Origin of the sequence: Bradyrhizobium sp. HKCCYLS3077 (assembly GCF_051167555.1) — a bacterium.
Taxonomy (GTDB): domain Bacteria; phylum Pseudomonadota; class Alphaproteobacteria; order Rhizobiales; family Xanthobacteraceae; genus Bradyrhizobium.
Map to the genome: position 1 here is coordinate 186793 of NZ_JBNPTH010000009.1, position 19431 is coordinate 206223.

Below are 19431 nucleotides of genomic sequence, written 5' to 3' on the forward strand. Positions count from 1 at the left end.
CGACACAGGATGCGAGGCGGGGGTCCTCACCCGGGAATGGCCGGGGATCGCAGGTCCAGCTACTCCTTGAGCCAAGACACCAGCGCGGCGGCCACGCCGAGCGCAAGCGCTATTCCAGCGACGCAGGCGGTCCAGCCGTGGCGGTCGAACAGCTGGCCGAGCAGCGCGCTGCCCGCGAGGCCACCGAAGAAATAGCAGGCGAGATAGCTGCCGCTGGCGATGCCGCGATTCTCGCTCGCTGCTCGCCCGACGAAGCCGGTCACGGCCGCCTGCGCGAAGAAGGTGCCGACGGCCACCAGCACCATGCCGCCCAGCACGAGGGCGAGGTGCGCGGTGAGCAGCAGCGGCAGGCCGGACGCGGCCAGGGCCAGCGCTGCCCAGAGCGTGACGCGGGTGCCGAACCGGGCCGCGACCGGGCCCGCCAGCAGCGTCGTGACCACCGAGGGCGCGAACACGAAGTAGACGACGCCGAGCGTCATCATGCCGAGCGCGAGCGGCGGCTGCACCAGGACGAAGTTGACGAAGGTGAACGTGCCGATGAAAGCAAACAGGATGCAGAAGCCGATGCCGAACGCCGCGCGCAGACGCGGATGGCGCCAGTGTGCAGCGAGAGCCCTCCAGGGGCTTTCGCCGGTCTTGGCCTCGCTGATCGGCGCAACGCCGTGGATCGTCGCAGACACCAGCACGGCGCCGGCCAGGTTGAGGGCGGCGAACAGCAGGAAGTTCCAGGCCAGCCCGAGGTGATCGACCCCCGCCGCAGCAATCATGCGGCCGACGAGATTGCTCGCGACATTGCCGGTGATGTAGGCCGCAAAGGCGCTGCCGGCATCGGCTGTGCTGCATTGCTCGCCGAGATGGGCCAGCGTCAGCGCGAAGGCAGAGGCCATGCACAGACCCTGCATGACACGGAGTGCCGTGAAGGTCGTCAGGCCCGGAGCCACCGCCAGCAGGCTGGTCGGCACGGCAAGCAGGATGAGGCTCAGCAGAATGCCGGCGCGGCGATTGATCCACGGGCTGAAGAGGCCGACGACGAAACTCGCGACGGCCATGCCGATCGTGCAGGCGTTGACGGCAAAGCCCATCGCCGCGGGCGTCACGCCGTAATGGCGCGTCAGCACCGGCAGGATCGCCTGGGTCGCGAACAGATCGACCACGGTGAGAAAGGCGGTCAGTCCAATGATGAGCGAGCGCCGTACAGCGTTGGGCGGATGACCGACCACAGCTCGTGCGGCTCGCGTCATCGATGCCGCGGACATGTCCGTCATCATGGGAGGCGCTCCTGAACGAAGGGGACAATGTGACGCCCCGCACGCGGTGCCGGGACGTCACGTCGGGCAACGAGCCGTTCGACGAGACGAATGCGTTGCGTCCAGGTCGTCACATGTTGTGATCGTGCGGATCGCGGCGCACGTCGCCGACATAGAGAATGACGGTCTCCGTGCCGAGGTTCTTCCACCAGTGCGAGGTGCCATGCACCTCGGGACGGATGTCGCCGGCCTTGTGCACGATCGGATCGACGCAGTTGGAGGCGTATTCGACGATCTCGCCCTGCTGCACGAAAATCAGGGCCGGCCGGTCGTCATGGCTGTGCCAGGGCACGATGCCGCCGGGCGCGATGGTCAGCTTGCGGAAACGCAGTTCGCGGCCCTTGATGTTGGCGGGCTGCTTCTCCAGATCGATCGATCCCAGCGTCACGTCGGTCACGCCGACGGGCTTATCATCGACCATGGTGCGCGCATTCGGCTTCATCTTGTCCGCCGGACATTCGCCGGCAAACGAGGGCTGCGCGATCAGGACGGCCGCGCCGAAGACGGCGAGGCCGAGCGACAATGCGCGCGTAAGGGGGACGTGCTGGAACATCGGGAGTCTCCTCGGTTGATGGTGCCTGGAAGGCAGTGATGGCATTGTCATCGCGGGCCGAGGTTTCCTGAAATGCCGAGTGTGTTCCGGGACGATAGCGTGGAGCTATCCGTATCGGGACGAACGCGCCGCTCCGAGCTTCGATCGCGATTGGCAGCGGCTATCGAACTGATTGGACATCGGCATTTCCGACCGCCGAAGTCGATCGCTAGCGTGGTTTGCCGCACGGAGCGCGTCGGCGCCCTTTCAGGAACGGCGCGGCCGCCCTATTCTGCAGCTCTTGCCGGAGCCGACCATGACCGCTCTCTCTCCCGCCGATGCCGAACGGCTCAAGCTCGCGTTTGAGCGCTGCCGCGAGATGGATGGCCCTCTGAACGAACAGCTGCGCGCCTATGCCGACGCAGGGCGGGAGATCTTCCCCGCCTATGCTGCGGCCGTGGACCGGCTGGTCGAGCGGCTCGGGGAGAACGGCGGCGGCGCCAATGCGCCAAGGCCCGGCGAAGCGATGCCCCCTTTCATCCTGCCCGACGAGCACGGACGCCTCGTGGCGCTCTCATCCCTGCTGGCCCAGGGCCCGGTGGCGGTGATGTTCTTCCGCGGCCATTGGTGTCCGTATTGCCGGCTCAACGTCCGCGCCGTGATCGAGGCCCAGCCGCGGATCGCAGCCATGGGCGCACAGCTGGTCGCCATCATGCCGGAGACCCAGGAGTACACGGTCAGGTTCAAGTCCGATTGCGGCGCGGGCTTTCCGGTGCTGACCGATCTCGACAACGGCTATGCGCTGTCGCTGAACCTCGCGATCTGGCTCGGCCACGAGATCCAGCAGCTGCTGTCGCACCAGGACCTCGCAAGGTTTCACGGCAATGATAGCTGGATGCTCCCGATCCCCGCCGTGTTCGTGGTCGGCCGCGACGGCACGGTGGCGTCGCGCTTCGTCGATCCCGATTTCCGCCGGCGCATGGATGTCGAGGACCTCGTCGCGGCGCTAAGCAGGGCAAGCTGAGCGCTCGTCTCAGCCCGCAATGCCGCGCCAGTCGGCGCCGCGAAGCATCCGCATGACGGCCGAGGCCACAGCCGTGCGCTGACGGCCGGCGACGCCGTAGAGATTCACTGTCCGCCGTGCATCGAGACCTGCGATCGCGGTGCGCTTCAGCGTATCTGGCACCAGCGAGGTGTGGGGCATCATCGCAATGCCGATGTCGGCCTGGACGAGCGCGATGAGGTCGCGCTCCGAGCTGATCTCATGGCTGCGGTCGATGTCGAGGCCGTGCTCGCGCAGACTGTCGGAAATCCGGTTGCGGTGCTCGCAATAGGTCCGGCTCAACAGCTGCTCGGCCCGCAAATCATCGATCTCGACCGGGTTGCGGCCGGCGAGAGGATGATCCGTCCGCACGACGAGTTCGAAATGCTCGGTGAACAGCGGCCAGACATCGAGCCGATCCCAGCTCTCGTCGATCTCGGCGGCAAGACCGAGTTCGGCCTCGCCCTTCTTCAGATAGTCCGCGACCTCGCGGCTGTCGCCGCGAAGGAAGCGAAACTCCAGCCGGTTGAACTGCCGCTTGATCTGTTCGAGATGCGGGATCAACAACGCCAGATCGATCGAATGCGTGAGCGCGATCTGCAGCGCCCCGACCTCGCCGCTCTTGAACGAGGACGCCAGCGACCGGGCGCCGAGCGCGGCCTCATAGCACTGTTGCAGCAGTGGGTGCATGCGCTGGCCAAGCTCGGTCAGCTGGGCGCACGGCCGTTCGCGCCGGAACAGGTCGCCGCCGAGCTCCGCCTCGAGCTGCTTGATCGCGCGCGTCAGCGAGGGCTGCGTGACGTTGCACTCCTCGGCGGCCCGCGTGAAGTTGAGCAGCCGTGCGACGGCGAGGAAGTAGCGGACCTGGTGCATTTCCATCGATCGCCTCCCTGCTCCTGTGTCTCGTGACTGAATAGCAAAAACCGGGCTGAAGGACATCCGGGCCGCAATAGCGCTCGCGTATCGTTTCGGAAGCCATGCAGCATTTCCATCTCATCCGCCGGCCCCTCAGACTGTGAGCGACATCGGACACCCCGACATCTACGAGGGATCGGCCATGAACGTTACTGCGCAAATGCCGTCACCGGTTACCACCGGCACCCTGGCCGGCAGGGTAGCGCTGGTCACCGGCTCGACCAGGGGCATCGGGCTCGGCATCGCACGCGCGCTCGCTGGGGCTGGCGCCGACATCGTGCTGAACGGCTTTGGCGATGCGACGGAGATCGAAACGACCCGGGAGCAGATCGCGGCCGCATGCGGGGTCGAAGTGACCTACTCCCCGGCCGACATGACGGCCCCCGACTCCATCGCCGAGATGATCGAAACGACCACCGCTCGCTTCGGCCGGCTGGACATTCTCGTCAACAATGCCGGCATCCAGCATGTCGCGCCGCTCGAACAGTTTCCGCCGCAGAAATGGGATCAGATCCTCGCGATCAACCTGTCGTCGGCGTTTCACACCACGCGCCTGGCGCTGCCGGCGATGCGCCGGAACGGCTTCGGACGGATCATCAATGTCGCCTCGGCTCATGGCCTGGTCGGCTCGCCGTTCAAGGCCGCGTATATCGCGGCCAAGCACGGCATCCTCGGCCTGACCAAGGTGACGGCGCTGGAGACGGCCGAAGCGGGCATCACCTGCAACGCGATCTGTCCCGGCTATGTCTCCACGCCGCTGGTCGAGGCGCAGATCGACGGACAGGCCAAGGCCCACGGCATCTCGCGCGACCAGGTGATCCGCGACGTGCTGCTGGCCCAGCAGCCGAACAAACGTTTCGCGACGGTCGATGAAATCGGCAGCGTCGCTGTGTTCCTGTCGAGCACAGCCGCGGCCTCGATCACGGGAATAGCGTTGCCGGTCGACGGCGGATGGACCGCGCATTGAGACGTCCCATGGTCTCAGAACCTAAATCAGACATGGCGAGGGAGCTGCACATGAAAGCCGTACACGCTGCAAACGCGGCCAACAACGAGCCGAGCCAGACCGTGCTGGTTCTGCAGGGCGGCGGTGCCCTCGGCTCCTACCAAGCAGGCGTCTACCAGGCGCTGCATGAAGCAGGCATCGAGCCGGACTGGATCATCGGCACCTCGATCGGCGCCATCAATGCCAGCCTGATCGCCGGCAATGCGCCGGACCGGCGGCTGTCGCGGCTGCGCGAATTCTGGAAGCGAATGGAGCAAAATCCTGTCTGGACTCTGCGTTCCGCTTTTCCGGGGTTCAACGAACGCCTGTCCTACTGGTCGACGATCACCAGCGGCATTCCCGGCTTCTTTCGTCCCAACCCGCTCGCCCATGCCGGCTTCTCCTATCCGCTCGGCGCCGACTATGCCGGCTTCTATTCGACGGCCCCGCTGGAGACGACATTGACCGATCTGGTCGATGTCGATCTGCTGAATCGCTGCGCGCCTCGCCTGACCGTCGGCGCGGCGCATGTCCGCAGCAGCCAGATGCGCTATTTCGACAGCCGCGACGGCGAGCTCACGGTGAAGCACATCATGGCCTCGGGCGCGTTGCCGCCGGCATTCCCCGCCATCCGCATCGACGGCGAACTTTACTGGGACGGCGGCATTCTTTCGAACACGCCGACCGAAGCCGTGTTCGACGACAATCCGCGCAGGAACTCGTTGATCTTCGCCGTCCATCTCTGGAATCCGGTCGGCGCCGAGCCGACGACGATGGCCGAGGTGCTGAACCGTCACAAGGACGTGCAATACTCCAGCCGCATCGTGAGCCAGATTGCGCGGCAGCAACAGGCACACCGCCTCCGCCATGTCATCAATCAGCTCGCGGCGCGTCTGCCGGAGAGCGAACGCAACGATCCGGGTGTCCGTGAGCTCGTGAGCTACGGCTGTTCGACGCGGATGCATGTGGTCCGCCTGCTCGCGCCGCAGCTCGACCACGAGACCCATACCAAGGACATCGACTTCAGCCCCTCCGGCATCATGCAGCGCTGGGACGCCGGCTACGCCCATACCCAATCCGTTCTGCAGCGGAAGCCGTGGGTCGGCGAGTTCGACGCGCTCTCGGGCGTGGTCCTGCACGAGCACATGGACGAGATGCCGATCGCGGCGGAGTGACGACTCCTCCGCGCGCCGTCGCGACGGCAAAGAGCAGCGCCAGCCTGGCTTCGATCAGGATCGGCTGCGCCAGGCGCAGATGAGATGATCGAGCGAGACGCGCCCGCCGCCATGGGCCATGAGCGCAAGCGCCATGGCCGCCCAGGTGATATGCAGCGGCCAGCCGTCCGGCACCGTGAGCTCGACGATCGCGGTCATGAACAGCAGGCCCAGTGCCGCGAACCGCGTCCCCAGACCGAGCACGAGCAGCACCGGCAACGTGACCTCGCCGCAGCCGGACATGAAGGCCATCACGCCTGGCGCCGGAAAATGATAGGGACCGCCGGGCAGATGCAGCATGAACTCGTCGGTGAACAGGGTCACGGCGGTATCGCTCAGCTTGAGAAAGCCGTCCCATTTCAGAATCCCCGATCGCCAGAACGGCACCGCCAGCGCGACCCGCAGCACCAGTTGCGCCACGGAAGGCGGCGCGATCATCTGCACGAGCTGCTTCGCTCGGTCGGCGAGCGCGCCGAGTGACGGAAGGTTCGAACCGGCTGCAAACCGCTGCTCTGTAGTCATCATGGATGTCCCGACGTGACGGATGTGAAGGCGCCGGCCTCGATCAGGCCTGCGATGTTGGCGGCGAGGTCGAACCGCGGATCGGCCTCGAAAGCCAGCGCAGCAGCTTCGCCGAGCGGCCGGCCGTCGATCAGGTTGGCGACGAAGATCGCGCCGCCAGCCGGCAGCCGCCGGACCTCGACGTCGAATTCCGGACGGACGACGAGAGCGTCCTCGGCGCTCGACGCATCGATGCGCCCTGTCGGCTCGGCCGTCCGGTTCGCGGCAAAGATCGTGACTGCGGAAAAGGTCGAGCGGACGAGCCGCGTGGAGGGATGCGGAATGAACACGGCGTCGGCGAGCCGATCCGGCGGGATCATCGACAGCATTGCCGGCGCCAGCGGCGCGGCGTCGGCGGCATGATAGGCGTCCAGCCAGGTACGCTCGATCCGCGCGACATCGGCGAGCCACGGCAGCTCCGCCGCATGCGGATAGGCCTCGATGAAGCGCGGGAAGTCTCGGCCATACGCGAACAGCAGCGGTGATGTCGGCGGGGTCTGCCGCAGATGACTGCGCGCCATCTCGCGAAAGAACGCCTCGCCCGTGATCCGCTGCACCGCCGGATAGATCGCAGCCAGCGCATTGACCAGGCTCACGGTGACGTTGTTGCGGTACACGTCATAGCGGCGGCCTGCCGGCCTTCCGCCCGGCCCGGTGACGCCGGCCGGCGCCGCCGCGCCCGGTGCGAGCAGGCCCGCGGCAAATGCCCCCGCGTAGTCGAACGATGCGTCAGGCTGCATGGCGCGTGCCCTCGGCGGCTCGATCGAGAATGCGCTGCGCTGCGGCCGCCTCGGCCTTGAGCACCTGCCATTCCGGGATGTTGCTGTCCCACTCGACCAGGGTCGGCAGCGGTCCGCTCCGGGCGATCAAGAGCTCGAACAGCTTCCAGACGGCATCGGCCACCGGTCCGTCATGGCTGTCGATCAGCAGCACATCGCCATCGTCGTCGCGCTGCTCGGCATGGCCGGCGAGGTGGATCTCGCCGACCATCGCGAGCGGAAAATCATTCAAATAGTCCAGTGCCGCGAAGCCGTGGTTGGTCGCGGAGACGAAGACATTGTTGACGTCGAGCAGCAGGCCGCAGCCGGTGCGCTGCGCCACGCTGCGAAGGAAATCGGTTTCGCTGATCGTGGAATCAGTGAAGGTGACGTAGGTGGCGGGATTCTCCAGCAGGATCGGCCGCCGGATCGCCTCCTGGACCTCGTCGACATGGTCGCAGACCCGCGCCAGCGTTGCCGCGGTGTAGGGCAACGGCAGCAGGTCGTTGAAGAAGCTGCTGGCGTGCGTCGACCATGCCAGATGTTCGGAGACGAGCGTCGGCTGATACCGCGCGACGAGCGCGCGAAACCGGGCGAGATGGTCGCGATCGATCGGGGACGGACCGCCGATCGACATGCAGACACCATGCAGCGACAGCGCATGATCGCGGCGGATATGCTCCAGCGCACGATGCGGCGGGCCGCCGGCGCCCATGTAGTTCTCGGCATGGACCTCGAAGAAGCCGCGCTGCGGCGGCTCTCCGAGAATGGCGGGGAGATGCTCATGCTTGAAGCAGGTCCCTGCCACACCCCCGAGCGGCGGAGGGAAGCACAGGGGCATGGGGATAGATTCCGGCAACGCGACCGCATCTGTCATGCTGTTCTCCCCTGCCCCTGTTGGTCACCAGCTCAGATCGGCTTCAGCGATCCGCGCTTGCCGTTGGGCAGCTCGATGTTGGCGCAAGTGCCGCCGGCGACGAACTTCCAGGCGTTGCCCTGGTAGTCTGTCGTCGAGGTGCCCTGGCAGGTCGTGCCCGGGCCGGCAGCGCAGTCGTTCTGGCCCTTCAAGGCGACGCCGAAACATTTCTCCTTCTTCGCGGCGACGGCGGCATCGACCTCGGCCTTCGTCAGCGGCCCGGCGGCAGCGAGCGTGGCAAGTGCGGTCGAGACGGCGCCCGCCAGCGCGAGCGACGTGATGGTGGTCTTCGTGGACATTCAAGTCTCCTCTCGGTTTGCTTCGCCCGGACCGGCGAATTGCACTGTCTCCTTCGGAGCGATCGCGACCGCCGTTAGCAACGGTCCGATCACAGATCCGTGAGACATTCGATATGCGCCCGCGTCGTGCTGCGCCGGTATGGATTAGTCCGGAGCCGATGGCCGTGCGCCAATGCCTTGTGTCTATGGCCGCGGGAGCCAATGCGCATTGGCCTGCTCGGCGCAGAGCGTGCAGAGACCTGACGTAACGGGCGGAGCCGTCGGGACGTAAGGCGATCAAGGCATGTCGGCCGGGCATGGAGGATGGACGATGGCTCCGCACACGTCGCATCGGAAAGCTCGGTCCACCGCCTACGGAGTTACCGTCAGCATTCGCGTGGTGGTCTCGGCGATGGTGCTGGCCGCCATCCTGCTCACCGCGGTCGCGTGCAGCCTGGTGTGGTGGCGCACGGCCGACGCGACCAGCCGCCAGCTGGCCTCGACCATCAACGACCAGATCGTTGCCGCCGTCCGCAAGGAGGTCGCATCGATCGTCGACCAGGCGCACGCGGCGCACACCGCGATCCGCACCCTGTTTCTGCAGAATGTGCTCGAGACCCGCGAGGCCGACAAGCGCGAGTTCGTGTTTCTCTCGCAGCTGCAGTCGCATCCGACGATCTCCTGGGCGGCGTTCGGCTGGCCCGACGGCTCGTTCTTCGCCGCGCACAAGCTCGGCGATCGCCGGCTGGAGATGATGGAAATCTCGCTGACCGATCATGCGGGCGAGCGCCGTATCGATGAGTATGATGTCGTGCCCGGCGACATCGAATTCGCCAGCCGCCGCTTCGTACCGACCGGCTTCCGCGTCACGGACCAGGCCTGGTTCAAGGCCGCGATCGCGGCCGACGGTCCGTCCTGGTTCAAGATCGCGGAGCATCCGACCGGCGAGCGCGCGGCGATTGCGTTCGCCGGGCCGATCGACGTGTACCAGGAACGGCAGGGCGTGCTGGCGATCATCATCGAGTATACGCGGCTGTCGCGCTTCCTTTCTCAGCTGGAGGTCGGCCGTACCGGAGCCGCCTTCATCTTCGACGGCAGCGGTGCGCTGGTGGCGTCGCCCGACGCGAAGGCTGACGAGATCAACCCCGCGCAGGCTGAGCAGCCGGCGCTGCTGCCTCTGGCGCGTCAGGCGGTTGGCATGGCCATCGCGCAGAAGATGGACGAGGCCTGGCGCAGCCGTCTCGTCGATGCGGCCGAGGCCTATGAGACCACGGTGACGCCGCTGCCGTTCCCGGGCTGGCGGCTGGCGACGGTGCTTCCCGAAGCCGAGTTTCTCGGGCCCGTACAGGCCACCCTGCACCGGCTGATCCTCATGCTGGTGGCGGGCGCCGCGCTCGCGGCCATCGCCTCGGCGATCCTGGTGCGCTCCATGATCGCCGTCCCGCTCGCACGGGTCGTCGGCGAATTGCGCCACGTCGAGGCGTTCGCGCTCGAAGCGGTGCGCCGCCATCCATCGCGGCTGCGCGAGATCGGCAGCCTGTCGGGCGCCATCGCCGAAATGGCGTCGGGCCTCTCGGCGTTCCGCAAGTTCATTCCGACCGATCTGGTCCGCGGACTGCTGCGCCAGGGCGTCGAGGCGAAGCCCGGCGGAACGCTGCAGGAGCTCAGTGTGATGTTCATCGACATCGCCGGGTTCACCGGCCTGTCGGAGCGCATGGGCGATGGCATCGTCGGGCTGCTGTCGCGCTATCTCGACCTGGTCTCCGAGGTCGTCGTCGCGCATGGCGGCACGATCGACAAGTTCATCGGCGACGCCGTGATGGCCTTCTGGGGCGCGCCACAGCCGCAGTCCGATCACGCCTTGCGATGTTGTCTCGCGGCGCTCGCCTGCCAGCGCGCCATCGCCGAGGCCGGTCTCGTCGACGATCTCGGACAGGCGTTGCGGATCCGCATCGGCATCAACACCGGCCGGATGCTGGTCGGCAATATCGGCTCCGAGCTGCGGCTGAACTACACCGTGATCGGCGACGCCGTGAATGTCGCCAGCCGGCTGGAAGGCGCCAACAAGGCCTACGGCACGACGGCGCTGATGGGAGAGGCCACCGCGAACAGCGTCGGCCGATCGATCATCGTCCGCGAGGTCGACCGCATCGGCGTCTATGGCCGCGAGCAGGGATTGGCGGCCTATGAGCTGGTCGCGCCCGCAGCCGATGCACCGACTGGCCAGCATCCGCCCTGGATCGTCCAATATGAGCGCGCTCTGGCGCGCTATCGCGTTCGCGACTTCGCCGGCGCCGTGGCCGGATTTGCGCAGGTGCTGATGGACCGTCCCCACGACGGCCCCGCGACCGTGATGCTGGAGCGCAGCAGGCGCATGCTCGCCGATGCCGGCGACACCGCGTGGCAGCCGGTCGCGGCCTTGAGCGAGAAATGACGTCAGCTTCCCTCGAACACGACCAGAGCTCATCACCGTTGGCACCCGGCCCGACAATTGTCGCTAACGACCAACGGTCGCGTCTTGCCGCGGGAGCCTTTCGGCGTTTCCCTCGGAGCAAGATGGCCTCGTCATCGCCGTTCGGCACTCTCGTGCAATGCCGGCACGGGGCATCGTCACGGCCAGCTTTCTCCACGTGTCAAACAGCAGGCATGGCGGAGCCGTCTCGCGGCCGCATGCGCCCGAGTTGTGCGATCGATCGACCTCTCCCAACAAAGAAGAGGCGCAGGGAAGACCGGGTACCGACTGATACCCGCGGTCCGCGTGCAGCAAATAAGCACGCGGTAGAACCACAGGTTCAGCCCAATATCCGGCCTTCCCTGCGCGACGGTTTTGCGGGTTATAGGCGCTCTCCCCGGGGACCGGCTGTCTTGCCCCCGTCGCCAGCGGATCATCACCACCGGCTTGGTCTCAGCGTCGGGAGACCAGGACCACACCACTTCGCCGTCGCCTCGCTCCGTTCGTCGGCACGGGCTGCGACACCCGGCTGCAGAGCAACGCGCCCGTCGCATCTCCGGCTCGACGCTTCATGACGATCGCGAAACGTCCCTCTTCAGCGAGCCGGGATGCGGGAGAATGTGAAGGTGATTTGCCCGACGTGACAAGGGAGAAGTGCGCGACAAACTGGCACGACGGGCAGTTGATGCATGCGGGGCATGCGGGGATTGCCCGTCGGGCGGATGGTCAGCTGAACGATGAAGGCGTTTTTGTCAAGATAGCTATTCTCAAATAGCGAAATCGATGGGAATACAGACTTATCGCAACCAAGTCATTGGCACTAGCTTGATGCCGTCGCGCCAACGTTGAACCGTCGACTCACGAAACCAATCCTGCAAGAGATCGACATGGTCTGCGACAATGATCTGCATTTTAGGGGCCAAAGACATACAGTACTCGAACATCAACCTATACAATCGCGTTACCGCAACTTGATCTTCATCCTCAATGCCCGACACCTCGCCCAAGTCTTTCTCTTTTGGATAGTGCGCTTGAGAGGGTTGATCCAGCATGAGGAAGGCTGGGATTGGCCGATCTAGGGCACGAAAGTACTTATGCAAAGCCAGATGTGCCGCCACATGATAACCAACCCAATTCTCTCCACTACCGATTTGAGGCAGCGATAGAGGTCCGTGCACGGTATCAGCAACGACCGTAAGATTCTTTCTATCCAATCGAAGACTGTTTTCACCGTGCTCCAGCTGGAGCCGGCCAGCGTAAGCGGTGATATCGCGGCCTACCAAAACAAGCGCGGTAGTTAGCCGCTCCTCCATGGCCTCCTGATCCAACGCAGCCTCTAACTCAACCACCTCAGCCCTTACCCTCGCAATCTGCAGGCGCAGCCCCTCGCCGTCAGACAACGTAAGTGCGTTCTCAAGATAATATCCGATGCGTCCTGCCACGCGCGCCTGTTCCGTGAATTGGTCTTGCTCAATACGAAGACGCTCATTGTCGGCAATTCGCGTCGTTATATCTCGTTGGACGGCGAACAACTCTTCCTCCAATGTTGTTCGTCTCGCTTCAAGTTCTGCAATACGCCCCTGAAGGCGGGGATTGTCACGGCGTACACTGCTAAGCTGCTGATCTAACCGATGGAGCGAACGCTTAACTTCCTCCACGGAGGGGACGGGAACATCCAGTTGACTTTCGCACAGAGGACAGATCCCGCTTCCATCCGCTCCGTGCCCAACCAGCCCGATAGAAGCCAGCCGCGCGTGCTGCTCGCGAGCTTCAACCTCGAATTCGGTCGCCTCTCGAGCCAATCGCTGCAAATCCTTAATTTCGTCCCGCAGCTCCTGCAGTTCAGATCGAATGCGACGACGCCGCTGCTCCAAGTCCGTCAAGTCAGATGACGGATCATCCATCGTCGCATATCCAAGGGATCGCGGCTCAGCCGCTTCGCTCAAGAGGCTCCGGATTCCAGCAAGCGATTCTGATGAGGCGTCGAGCGGCAGCAAACCAACCCGTTTAGCTTCCTGCAAAAGATTGCGGGCAGTTCCAGACGCTTCGTCGGCAATCATTCGCGCATCAACAAACTGACGCTCCAAGCTCCTCAGTCGGCGGCGAGCGTCCTCATACCGCTTTTGCTTCAAATAATGGTCCTCCCCCATCGCTCCGACGAAGTACGGTAGGGTGTCCTTAATTGCTTGCGGAATGCGCTCCTCGCCCTGCCGGTGGAACAACAAGCGGCGGTTTGCAATTTCGTCTTGATTCTGAAGACAGAAAAATATCGCCTGACTGGCTGATGCCTCAAGAGGAAGCCTCGTCATTCCAGGCTGAGGAACGTACAAGTTTTCTGCTATGCCCAGGATAGCCGAAAGCCTTTGCCGCACACCTTCTGCAGTAGAATTTTTTACTAGCGAAGCACTGGTTTCCGGCAAGTCATCCGCGTTGCGCTCAAAGTAAATTTCATCGCTGGCCTTACCCGCAGGGCCGGGATTCTTCCTTGCAACTAGAATACCCTCGCCGTCGCGATCGAAAAGAACGGCAAACCAGGAAACGCTCCGCCGGATTTCACCCTCGGCGATCGTGCATTCTGAGCGCCCCCAACAATAATCGACAATATCCAATAGAGCCGACTTCCCCGTCTTTGACGCACCCGTGACAATATTTAGCGCACCGAGATTGAAACGCACATCCCGGCGTTCACCGTCGTTGGAGTAGATTGCAATGGCTCTGATTTGAAAGCTCAAACTCGCACCCCGAATGTTTGCAAGACTGCAGCAGGGCCACCTTGATTGCTAAGCCAACGCCCCAAAAGCCCGGCGGCCCTCCGGATCTCATGAACTTCATCTGTTGTCGATGAAGGCTTCGCACTCAACCTAATAGGTCGCGCTCCAACTATTACTCCGTCTGGGCCGATCCCTATTGCCTCGTGCTGGGACAAGAAAAGGAGCGACTCTCTCGTTACGGGCCTTAGGCGCAGTATCCGATCCGGAAGCACACTTAGCGTAGTTTCATTTTCAGCGGCCCAGGAAGCGAAGGCAGTATCAGCTCGACCGGGAAGCGCCCTCCGGGTAACGGGATGAAGGACCAACGGCAAGATAACGAATGTGTACGGAAGCGGCATGGATAGATCAGAGCGCTGACGAAATTCATTGACGGCTCTAAAGAGCAGCTCCCCGCAAAATGCCGGATTAAAATGAGCTGCCTCCTCTTGCGGCCTATCCCGCCAAGCTAGTTCAAAGCTCGTGCGCCCGACCACCTCACTCCTCCCCGCCGCACAGTGAGATGTAATCCCGATGCCAGCCAACTCGAAGAACGTTGGCTAGAATATGATAAGATCCGACATTCAGAAAGCGTGCTGTCAAGGAGCGAAATGGAAAACGAGCTTCGTTTTCAACCCATTGGTAGAGCGCCTGTCCGTCCTGCTTTAGCGATCGTTCTTTTGGCGATGCCCCACTATACTCATCGCACATAGCTTCAAATCGAGGCTGCCACTCCTCGACCAACCTTTGTTCAAACTGCTTTACCTCATCGTCTAGCACCACGTGCTCACGAGTCCATTTAGAACGCTGAGCAAACGCTCTATAAAAGTCGCGCTTCGCGAAACGCAGACGATTTCCACCAAGGCCAATAATCTGCAATTGATGCACGAAAGCAAAGCCGTCGTACTCCGCGTAATCCGCTTCATCAGGCTCGGCATTCTCGAAGTCTGCGATCAAGGCATCCCGCTTCAATGAATCCCGAATATCGTCAAGCTTAGCCTCGACTAAGCCGATCGGAATCGGCTGAGAGGGGCTCTTCGTCAGCGCGGCGCATATCGTAGGCCACCACCATCCCTCGAGAGCTTCGCGCGCCGCGGCCGCTTTACCGGAGGGGGCGACCAATCTGAGACTGCGCTCTAGTTCGCCAGTTAGCTCGCTAATTATCGGCTGGCTGTCGAGAACCTCCACCGCGCTCAACAGTGACGATCGCATCGGATCCGCCAACGCGAGGAATGCCGCGAATGCTGGCGCCAGCGCCGCGTTTTCTGACTTTTGCGCGATTTCAGTCAGTATTTCGTTTGCCAATTTCGGATCACGCTTTTCTCCTGACGGATAGGCTCCCGGTGCACGAAGTAAGGCGGCTGCCGATTGTGGGGGGATGGTTGCTGTTGTTATGAGCACGAGTCTTGTGCGAGACGGCAAAGATGGATCATCTTTCGCCGCCTGCGCCCAAACCCGCAGCGTCTTCCATAGATCAGGACTCGCGTTACTTAGATTAGCAACGCTATGAATATGATGCTTGGTTTGAAGCAGTTCGAAAGGCGTACCGCCTGTCTCGAAGGACACATCATCAAGGCGCTCTATCGAAACCTCGACTTGCACACCACTATTCACATGCGGAATACATAATAAAAGTGCTAGCCGAGCCTGATAAAGGTACCCGACCGCGGATGCAGCAGCAGTGAACTGATTGCTCCCGTTGCCCAACTTGCCCCCCCTTTTGAGGAAGACTTACCGATATCACGATGAAATACAAGAATTACACTACCGGAACGTGCACTCTCCTCCACTCACTCTTGGGGCTGGGGCGAGCCAATAGCCTCAAGTCCCGTACTTTATCGGGTCAATCAGTTCCGCTTATGCGGGACCAGATATAAGCTTATCACTCCCACTCAATCGTCCCCGGCGGCTTGCTGGTCACGTCATACACCACCCTATTCACGCCCTTCACCTCGTTGATGATGCGCGTCGCGGTATTGCCCAGGAACTTCATATCAAACGGATAGAAATCCGCGGTCATGCCGTCCGTCGAAGTGACGGCACGCAAGCCCACGACGTAGTCGTAGGTGCGGCCGTCGCCCATGACGCCGACGGTCTTGACGGGGAGCAGCACCGCAAAAGCCTGCCAGATGGTGTCGTAGAGGCCGGCTTTGCGGATCTCGTCGATGTAGATGGCGTCGGCCTTGCGCAGGATATCGAGCTTGTCGACCGTGATCTCGCCGGGGCAGCGGATGGCGAGGCCGGGGCCCGGGAACGGGTGGCGGCCGACGAAGACGTCGGGCAGGCCGAGCTCGCGGCCGAGCACGCGGACCTCGTCCTTGAACAATTCGCGCAAGGGCTCGACCAGCTTCATGTTCATGCGCGCCGGCAGGCCGCCGACATTGTGGTGCGACTTGATCGTCACCGAGGGGCCGCCTGTGAAGGAGACGCTCTCGATCACGTCGGGATAGAGCGTGCCCTGCGCCAGGAAATCGGCGCCGCCGATCTTCTTGGCCTCGGCCTCGAACACGTCGATGAAGAGTTTTCCGATGGTCTTTCGCTTCTGCTCCGGATCGGTGACGCCGGCGAGCTCGCCGAGGAAAAGTTGTGAGGCGTCCACATGCACCAGCGGGATGTTGTAGTGGTGCCGGAACAGATCGACGACGGTCTCGGCCTCGTTGAGGCGCAGCAGACCGTGATCGACGAACACGCAGGTGAGCTGGTCGCCGATCGCCTCGTGGATCAGCACCGCGGCGACGGCGGAGTCGACGCCGCCGGAGAGGCCGCAGATCACCTTGCCCTTGCCGACTTGCGCGCGGATCTTCTTGATCTCCTCCTCGCGGAAGGCGTGCATGGTCCAGTCGCCGCCGAGGCCGGCGATGTTGCGGACGAAGTTGCGGATCAGCTTGGCGCCGTCAGGCGTGTGCACCACTTCGGGATGGAACATCAGGCCGTAATACTTGCGCGTCTCGTCCTGGATCACGGCGAAGGGCGCGTTCGGCGAGACGCCGGCGACCGAGAAGCCCGGCGGCATCTGCGTGATGCGGTCGCCATGGCTCATCCACACCTGGTGCTGCTCGCCCGGCTGCCAGACGCCGTCGAACAGCAGGCTGTTGGTCTTGACCTCGACGTCGGCGCGGCCGAACTCGCGGTGGTGGCCGCCCTCGACGGTGCCGCCGAGCTGGGCTGCCATGGTCATCTGGCCGTAGCAGATGCCCATTACGGGGACGCCGGAATCGAAGATCAGCTGCGGGGCGCGCGGCGAGCCTGCCTCGTGGACGGATTCGGGGCCGCCGGAGAGGATCACGGCCTTCGGGTTCATCTGCCGGAAGGCGGCCTCCGCCTTCTGGAACGGCACGATCTCGCAATACACGCCGTCCTCGCGCACCCGGCGCGCGATCAGCTGCGTGACCTGGCTGCCGAAATCGACGATCAGGATCTTGTCGTGGAGCGCGGCCACGGAGGTGTCGGTGGCGGCGGCGGTCGGGGTGTTGTTGGCTGGGGCTGTCATGGCAAGGAATTACGCCGAGAGCACGAGTCCCGCAACCCTTGGAACGGGCGTGTGAGGCCGTGATTCCCAGGGAATGACGACGTCCTTGGCAGCGGGCGGCAACGCCATTGCGCCGGGCGCAGTAGGCTCCCCTCCCCCCGCGCGAAGCGAAGCTTCGCTAGGCGGGGAGGGGTTGGGGGTGGGGGTCCCCGGCGGCAGTCTATGCTGGGTACCCCCCTCCCCAACCCTCCCCCACAAGGGGGAAGGGAGCGCAGTGTGCGTGGGGCGCCCGCTCGGCTCAGACGCAGATCAGATTCAGCGGCGCCGCGGTGGGGGCACGGTCGCCCCGCCCGTCATTGCGAGCGAAGCGAAGCAATCCAGAGTCCCACCCGAGCCCCTGGATTGCTTCGCTACGCTCGCAATGACGGCGGAGAGAGCTTGACCGCGGAGGGACCGGCGGACGGCGGATGGGCTTAGGCCTTCTTCAACACCGATACGAAAAACCCGTCCGTCCCTGTGCGGCGGGGGGTCATCAGCCAGCCTTCGTCCGACTTCAGCGCGGCCTCGGCGAACGCCTCGGCCTTGTCCCAGAGCACGGTGGCGGTCTGGTCGGGGGGCTGGATGGTGAATTCGGGGTGGCGGGAGACGAAGGCGCGCACCTGGTCGCCGTTCTCCGGCTGCAGCACCGAGCAGGTGATGTAGGCGATGCGGCCGCCGGGCTTGACCAGGCCCGCGGCGCGCTCCAGCACCTCGGCCTGGTCCTTGCGGCGGATCTCCAGGGCGCCGGGGCGCATGCGCCATTTGGCGTCGGGGTTGCGGCGCCAGGTGCCGGCGCCCGTGCAGGGGGCGTCGATGACGACCAGATCAGCGGAGGCCTTGATGTCGGCGAGCGGGTCGGCGTCGCCCTTAATAGGTCCCTTGGGCGTGCGGATCTCGGCGTTGTGGACGCCGGCGCGCGACAGCCGCTCGTGGATGGGGGCGAGCTGGCGCTTGTCGGCGTCGGTGGCGATCAGGCGGCCCTTGCCACCCATCATTGCCGCGAGCGCCAAGGTCTTGCCGCCGGCGCCGGCGCAGAGGTCGATGACCTGCTCGCCGGGCTTGGCCGCAGTGAAGAGTGCTGCGAGCTGCGAGCCCTCGTCCTGGACCTCGATGGCGCCCTTGATGAAATCCTCCTCGGCATGAACGCCGGGATTGCGCGCGTCGGCCCCGAGCGTGATGCGCAGGCCGAGCGGCGACCACGGCGTCGGCTGGGCGCCGAGATGCTTCAGAGAGGCCTGCACCTTCTCGCGCTTGGCCTTCAGCGCGTTGACGCGCAAATCGAGCGGCGCGCGGCTGGCCATCGCCATGGCCTCCGCGATGCGGTCGTCGCCGAACACGGCGGCGAGATACGGGTCGAGCCAGTCGGGATAGTCGCCGGCGACCGGCGGCGGCGCGCCCTCGGTGGTGCGCGAGGCCAGCGCCTTCTCCTCGGCGGCGGTGAGAGGCGGCGGCGCGAAGCGGCTGCCGTCGCACATCGCGGCGATGGTGGGCACGTCCAGCCCGCGCTCGAGCTTGAGCATGCCGAGCACCCGCGCCCGCGCGGTGTCGTCCTCCATCACAAAGGCGCTGGAGGCGCGGCGGCGGAGCACGTCCCAGACCAGCCCCGCGATGGCGGCGCGGTCGCCGGAGCCGGCGAAGCGGTGGCTGGTGCCCCAATCCTTCAGCGCCTTGGCCGCCGGTGCCCTGTTGGCCTCGATGGATTCGATGATGTCGATGGCGGCGGACAGCCGGGCGGCGGGGGTCATTACGGTATTCCGTTCTAGATCAGGAGAAGCATCTTCAGGGCGAAATACAGCCACATCGCCAGCAGCACCAGCGCCGAGGCGGTCCAGGCGAGCCCGCGCTTGTCTGCCCCGCGCACAAAGCCGGCATTGACGAAGCGGGTGACGACGAACACCCAGGACAGGAGCACGATCACCAGATCGGCATGCCGCAGCGGCAGCGCAATCGCGATCAGGGCATAGAACAGGGTCGGCAGGCCGAATTCGTCGGCGGCGTCCGTGGCTTGGCCGCGCCTCTTATTCCAGAACAGGAGCACGAAGGTGAGCGCGACCTCGACGAAGACGGGCAGCAGCACCATGGGCAGCGACATCGAAAATCCCCCTTTGGAATGACGAAGGCCCGGCATGATTGCCGGGCCCTCTGATGAACCGGTTCCCTCAGGACTCCCGATAAGGGGCTGTGGTTCCCGTGATTTTGCGGTCGCGCTGAAGAAT

18 protein-coding genes are annotated in these 19431 nt (G+C 64.3%); 5 read left to right on the plus strand and 13 right to left on the minus strand.

Going from position 1 to position 19431, the window contains the following annotated elements; translation table 11 throughout:
- Window positions 1–59 precede the first annotated feature (59 nt).
- Together ACQR0Z_RS31000 and ACQR0Z_RS31005 are read right to left on the minus strand one after the other, a co-directional pair.
- A complete protein-coding gene (locus ACQR0Z_RS31000) occupies window positions 60–1265 on the minus strand; it encodes an MFS transporter (RefSeq protein WP_434921240.1) in 1206 nt (401 codons plus the stop codon).
- Window positions 1266–1377: 112 nt separating this feature from the next.
- The gene (locus ACQR0Z_RS31005) at window positions 1378–1860 is read right to left on the minus strand and encodes a cupin domain-containing protein (RefSeq protein ID WP_434921160.1); all 483 of its coding nucleotides are present in this window, start codon (window positions 1858–1860) and stop codon (window positions 1378–1380) included.
- A gap of 295 nt (window positions 1861–2155) precedes the next feature.
- Here ACQR0Z_RS31005 and ACQR0Z_RS31010 point away from each other — a divergent pair, with 295 nt between their 5' ends.
- Window positions 2156–2863 (plus strand): peroxiredoxin-like family protein, encoded by a 708-nt coding sequence (locus tag ACQR0Z_RS31010; RefSeq protein ID WP_434921161.1) that lies wholly within the window; start codon window positions 2156–2158, stop codon window positions 2861–2863.
- Window positions 2864–2872: 9 nt separating this feature from the next.
- Here ACQR0Z_RS31010 and ACQR0Z_RS31015 read toward each other — a convergent pair whose 3' ends face one another.
- Complete coding sequence (locus ACQR0Z_RS31015; RefSeq protein ID WP_434921162.1) at window positions 2873–3760, minus strand: LysR family transcriptional regulator; 888 nt, start codon at window positions 3758–3760, stop codon at window positions 2873–2875.
- Window positions 3761–3938: 178 nt separating this feature from the next.
- Between ACQR0Z_RS31015 and ACQR0Z_RS31020 the strand changes: the two genes are divergently transcribed.
- Both ACQR0Z_RS31020 and ACQR0Z_RS31025 read left to right on the plus strand, forming a co-directional pair.
- On the plus strand, window positions 3939–4763 hold the full coding sequence (locus ACQR0Z_RS31020) for a 3-hydroxybutyrate dehydrogenase (RefSeq protein ID WP_434921163.1): 825 nt from the start codon (window positions 3939–3941) through the stop codon (window positions 4761–4763).
- A gap of 50 nt (window positions 4764–4813) precedes the next feature.
- The gene (locus tag ACQR0Z_RS31025) at window positions 4814–5956 is read left to right on the plus strand and encodes a patatin-like phospholipase family protein (protein ID WP_434921164.1); all 1143 of its coding nucleotides are present in this window, start codon (window positions 4814–4816) and stop codon (window positions 5954–5956) included.
- A 54-nt stretch (window positions 5957–6010) separates the two neighbouring features.
- On the opposite strand, the gene ACQR0Z_RS31030 is transcribed toward ACQR0Z_RS31025, so the two are convergent.
- From ACQR0Z_RS31030 to ACQR0Z_RS31045, 4 genes are read right to left on the minus strand one after another with little or no spacing between them, the layout of a single operon-like run.
- Entirely contained in the window at window positions 6011–6517 is a 507-nt protein-coding gene (locus tag ACQR0Z_RS31030) for a DoxX family protein (protein ID WP_434921241.1), read from the minus strand.
- Window positions 6517–7296: an HvfC/BufC N-terminal domain-containing protein gene (locus ACQR0Z_RS31035; RefSeq protein ID WP_434921165.1), complete on the minus strand. Its 780-nt coding sequence runs from the start codon at window positions 7294–7296 to the stop codon at window positions 6517–6519. Before ACQR0Z_RS31035 ends, ACQR0Z_RS31030 begins: the two co-directional genes overlap by 1 nt.
- The gene (gene bufB, locus ACQR0Z_RS31040; RefSeq protein ID WP_434921166.1) at window positions 7286–8191 is read right to left on the minus strand and encodes an MNIO family bufferin maturase; all 906 of its coding nucleotides are present in this window, start codon (window positions 8189–8191) and stop codon (window positions 7286–7288) included. The genes ACQR0Z_RS31035 and bufB overlap by 11 nt, the downstream gene beginning before the upstream one ends.
- 32 nt (window positions 8192–8223) lie before the next feature.
- Window positions 8224–8529 (minus strand): BufA1 family periplasmic bufferin-type metallophore, encoded by a 306-nt coding sequence (locus ACQR0Z_RS31045; RefSeq protein WP_434831343.1) that lies wholly within the window; start codon window positions 8527–8529, stop codon window positions 8224–8226.
- 391 nt (window positions 8530–8920) lie between these two features.
- On the opposite strand from ACQR0Z_RS31045, the gene ACQR0Z_RS31050 reads away from it, so the two are divergent.
- A complete protein-coding gene (locus ACQR0Z_RS31050; RefSeq protein ID WP_434921242.1) occupies window positions 8921–10942 on the plus strand; it encodes an adenylate/guanylate cyclase domain-containing protein in 2022 nt (673 codons plus the stop codon).
- A gap of 589 nt (window positions 10943–11531) precedes the next feature.
- Window positions 11532–11735, plus strand: coding sequence for a hypothetical protein (locus ACQR0Z_RS31055; RefSeq protein WP_434921167.1), 204 nt, complete (start codon window positions 11532–11534; stop codon window positions 11733–11735).
- A gap of 22 nt (window positions 11736–11757) precedes the next feature.
- Here ACQR0Z_RS31055 and ACQR0Z_RS31060 read toward each other — a convergent pair whose 3' ends face one another.
- From ACQR0Z_RS31060 to ACQR0Z_RS31085, 6 genes are all read right to left on the minus strand, one after another.
- Window positions 11758–13692 carry a DUF3732 domain-containing protein gene (locus tag ACQR0Z_RS31060; RefSeq protein ID WP_434921168.1) on the minus strand — a complete coding sequence of 645 codons (1935 nt, stop codon included), beginning with the start codon at window positions 13690–13692 and terminating at the stop codon, window positions 11758–11760.
- On the minus strand, window positions 13689–14204 hold the full coding sequence (locus ACQR0Z_RS31065; protein ID WP_434921169.1) for a three component ABC system middle component: 516 nt from the start codon (window positions 14202–14204) through the stop codon (window positions 13689–13691). Before ACQR0Z_RS31065 ends, ACQR0Z_RS31060 begins: the two co-directional genes overlap by 4 nt.
- Window position 14205: 1 nt before the next feature.
- A complete protein-coding gene (locus tag ACQR0Z_RS31070; protein WP_434921170.1) occupies window positions 14206–15309 on the minus strand; it encodes an ABC-three component system protein in 1104 nt (367 codons plus the stop codon).
- Between the two features lie 280 nt (window positions 15310–15589).
- Window positions 15590–17197 carry a glutamine-hydrolyzing GMP synthase gene (gene guaA, locus ACQR0Z_RS31075; RefSeq protein WP_434921171.1) on the minus strand — a complete coding sequence of 536 codons (1608 nt, stop codon included), beginning with the start codon at window positions 17195–17197 and terminating at the stop codon, window positions 15590–15592.
- A 452-nt stretch (window positions 17198–17649) separates the two neighbouring features.
- Complete coding sequence (locus ACQR0Z_RS31080) at window positions 17650–18960, minus strand: RsmB/NOP family class I SAM-dependent RNA methyltransferase (RefSeq protein ID WP_434921172.1); 1311 nt, start codon at window positions 18958–18960, stop codon at window positions 17650–17652.
- 14 nt (window positions 18961–18974) lie between these two features.
- Window positions 18975–19307: an MAPEG family protein gene (locus tag ACQR0Z_RS31085; protein WP_434921173.1), complete on the minus strand. Its 333-nt coding sequence runs from the start codon at window positions 19305–19307 to the stop codon at window positions 18975–18977.
- Window positions 19308–19431 lie beyond the last annotated feature (124 nt).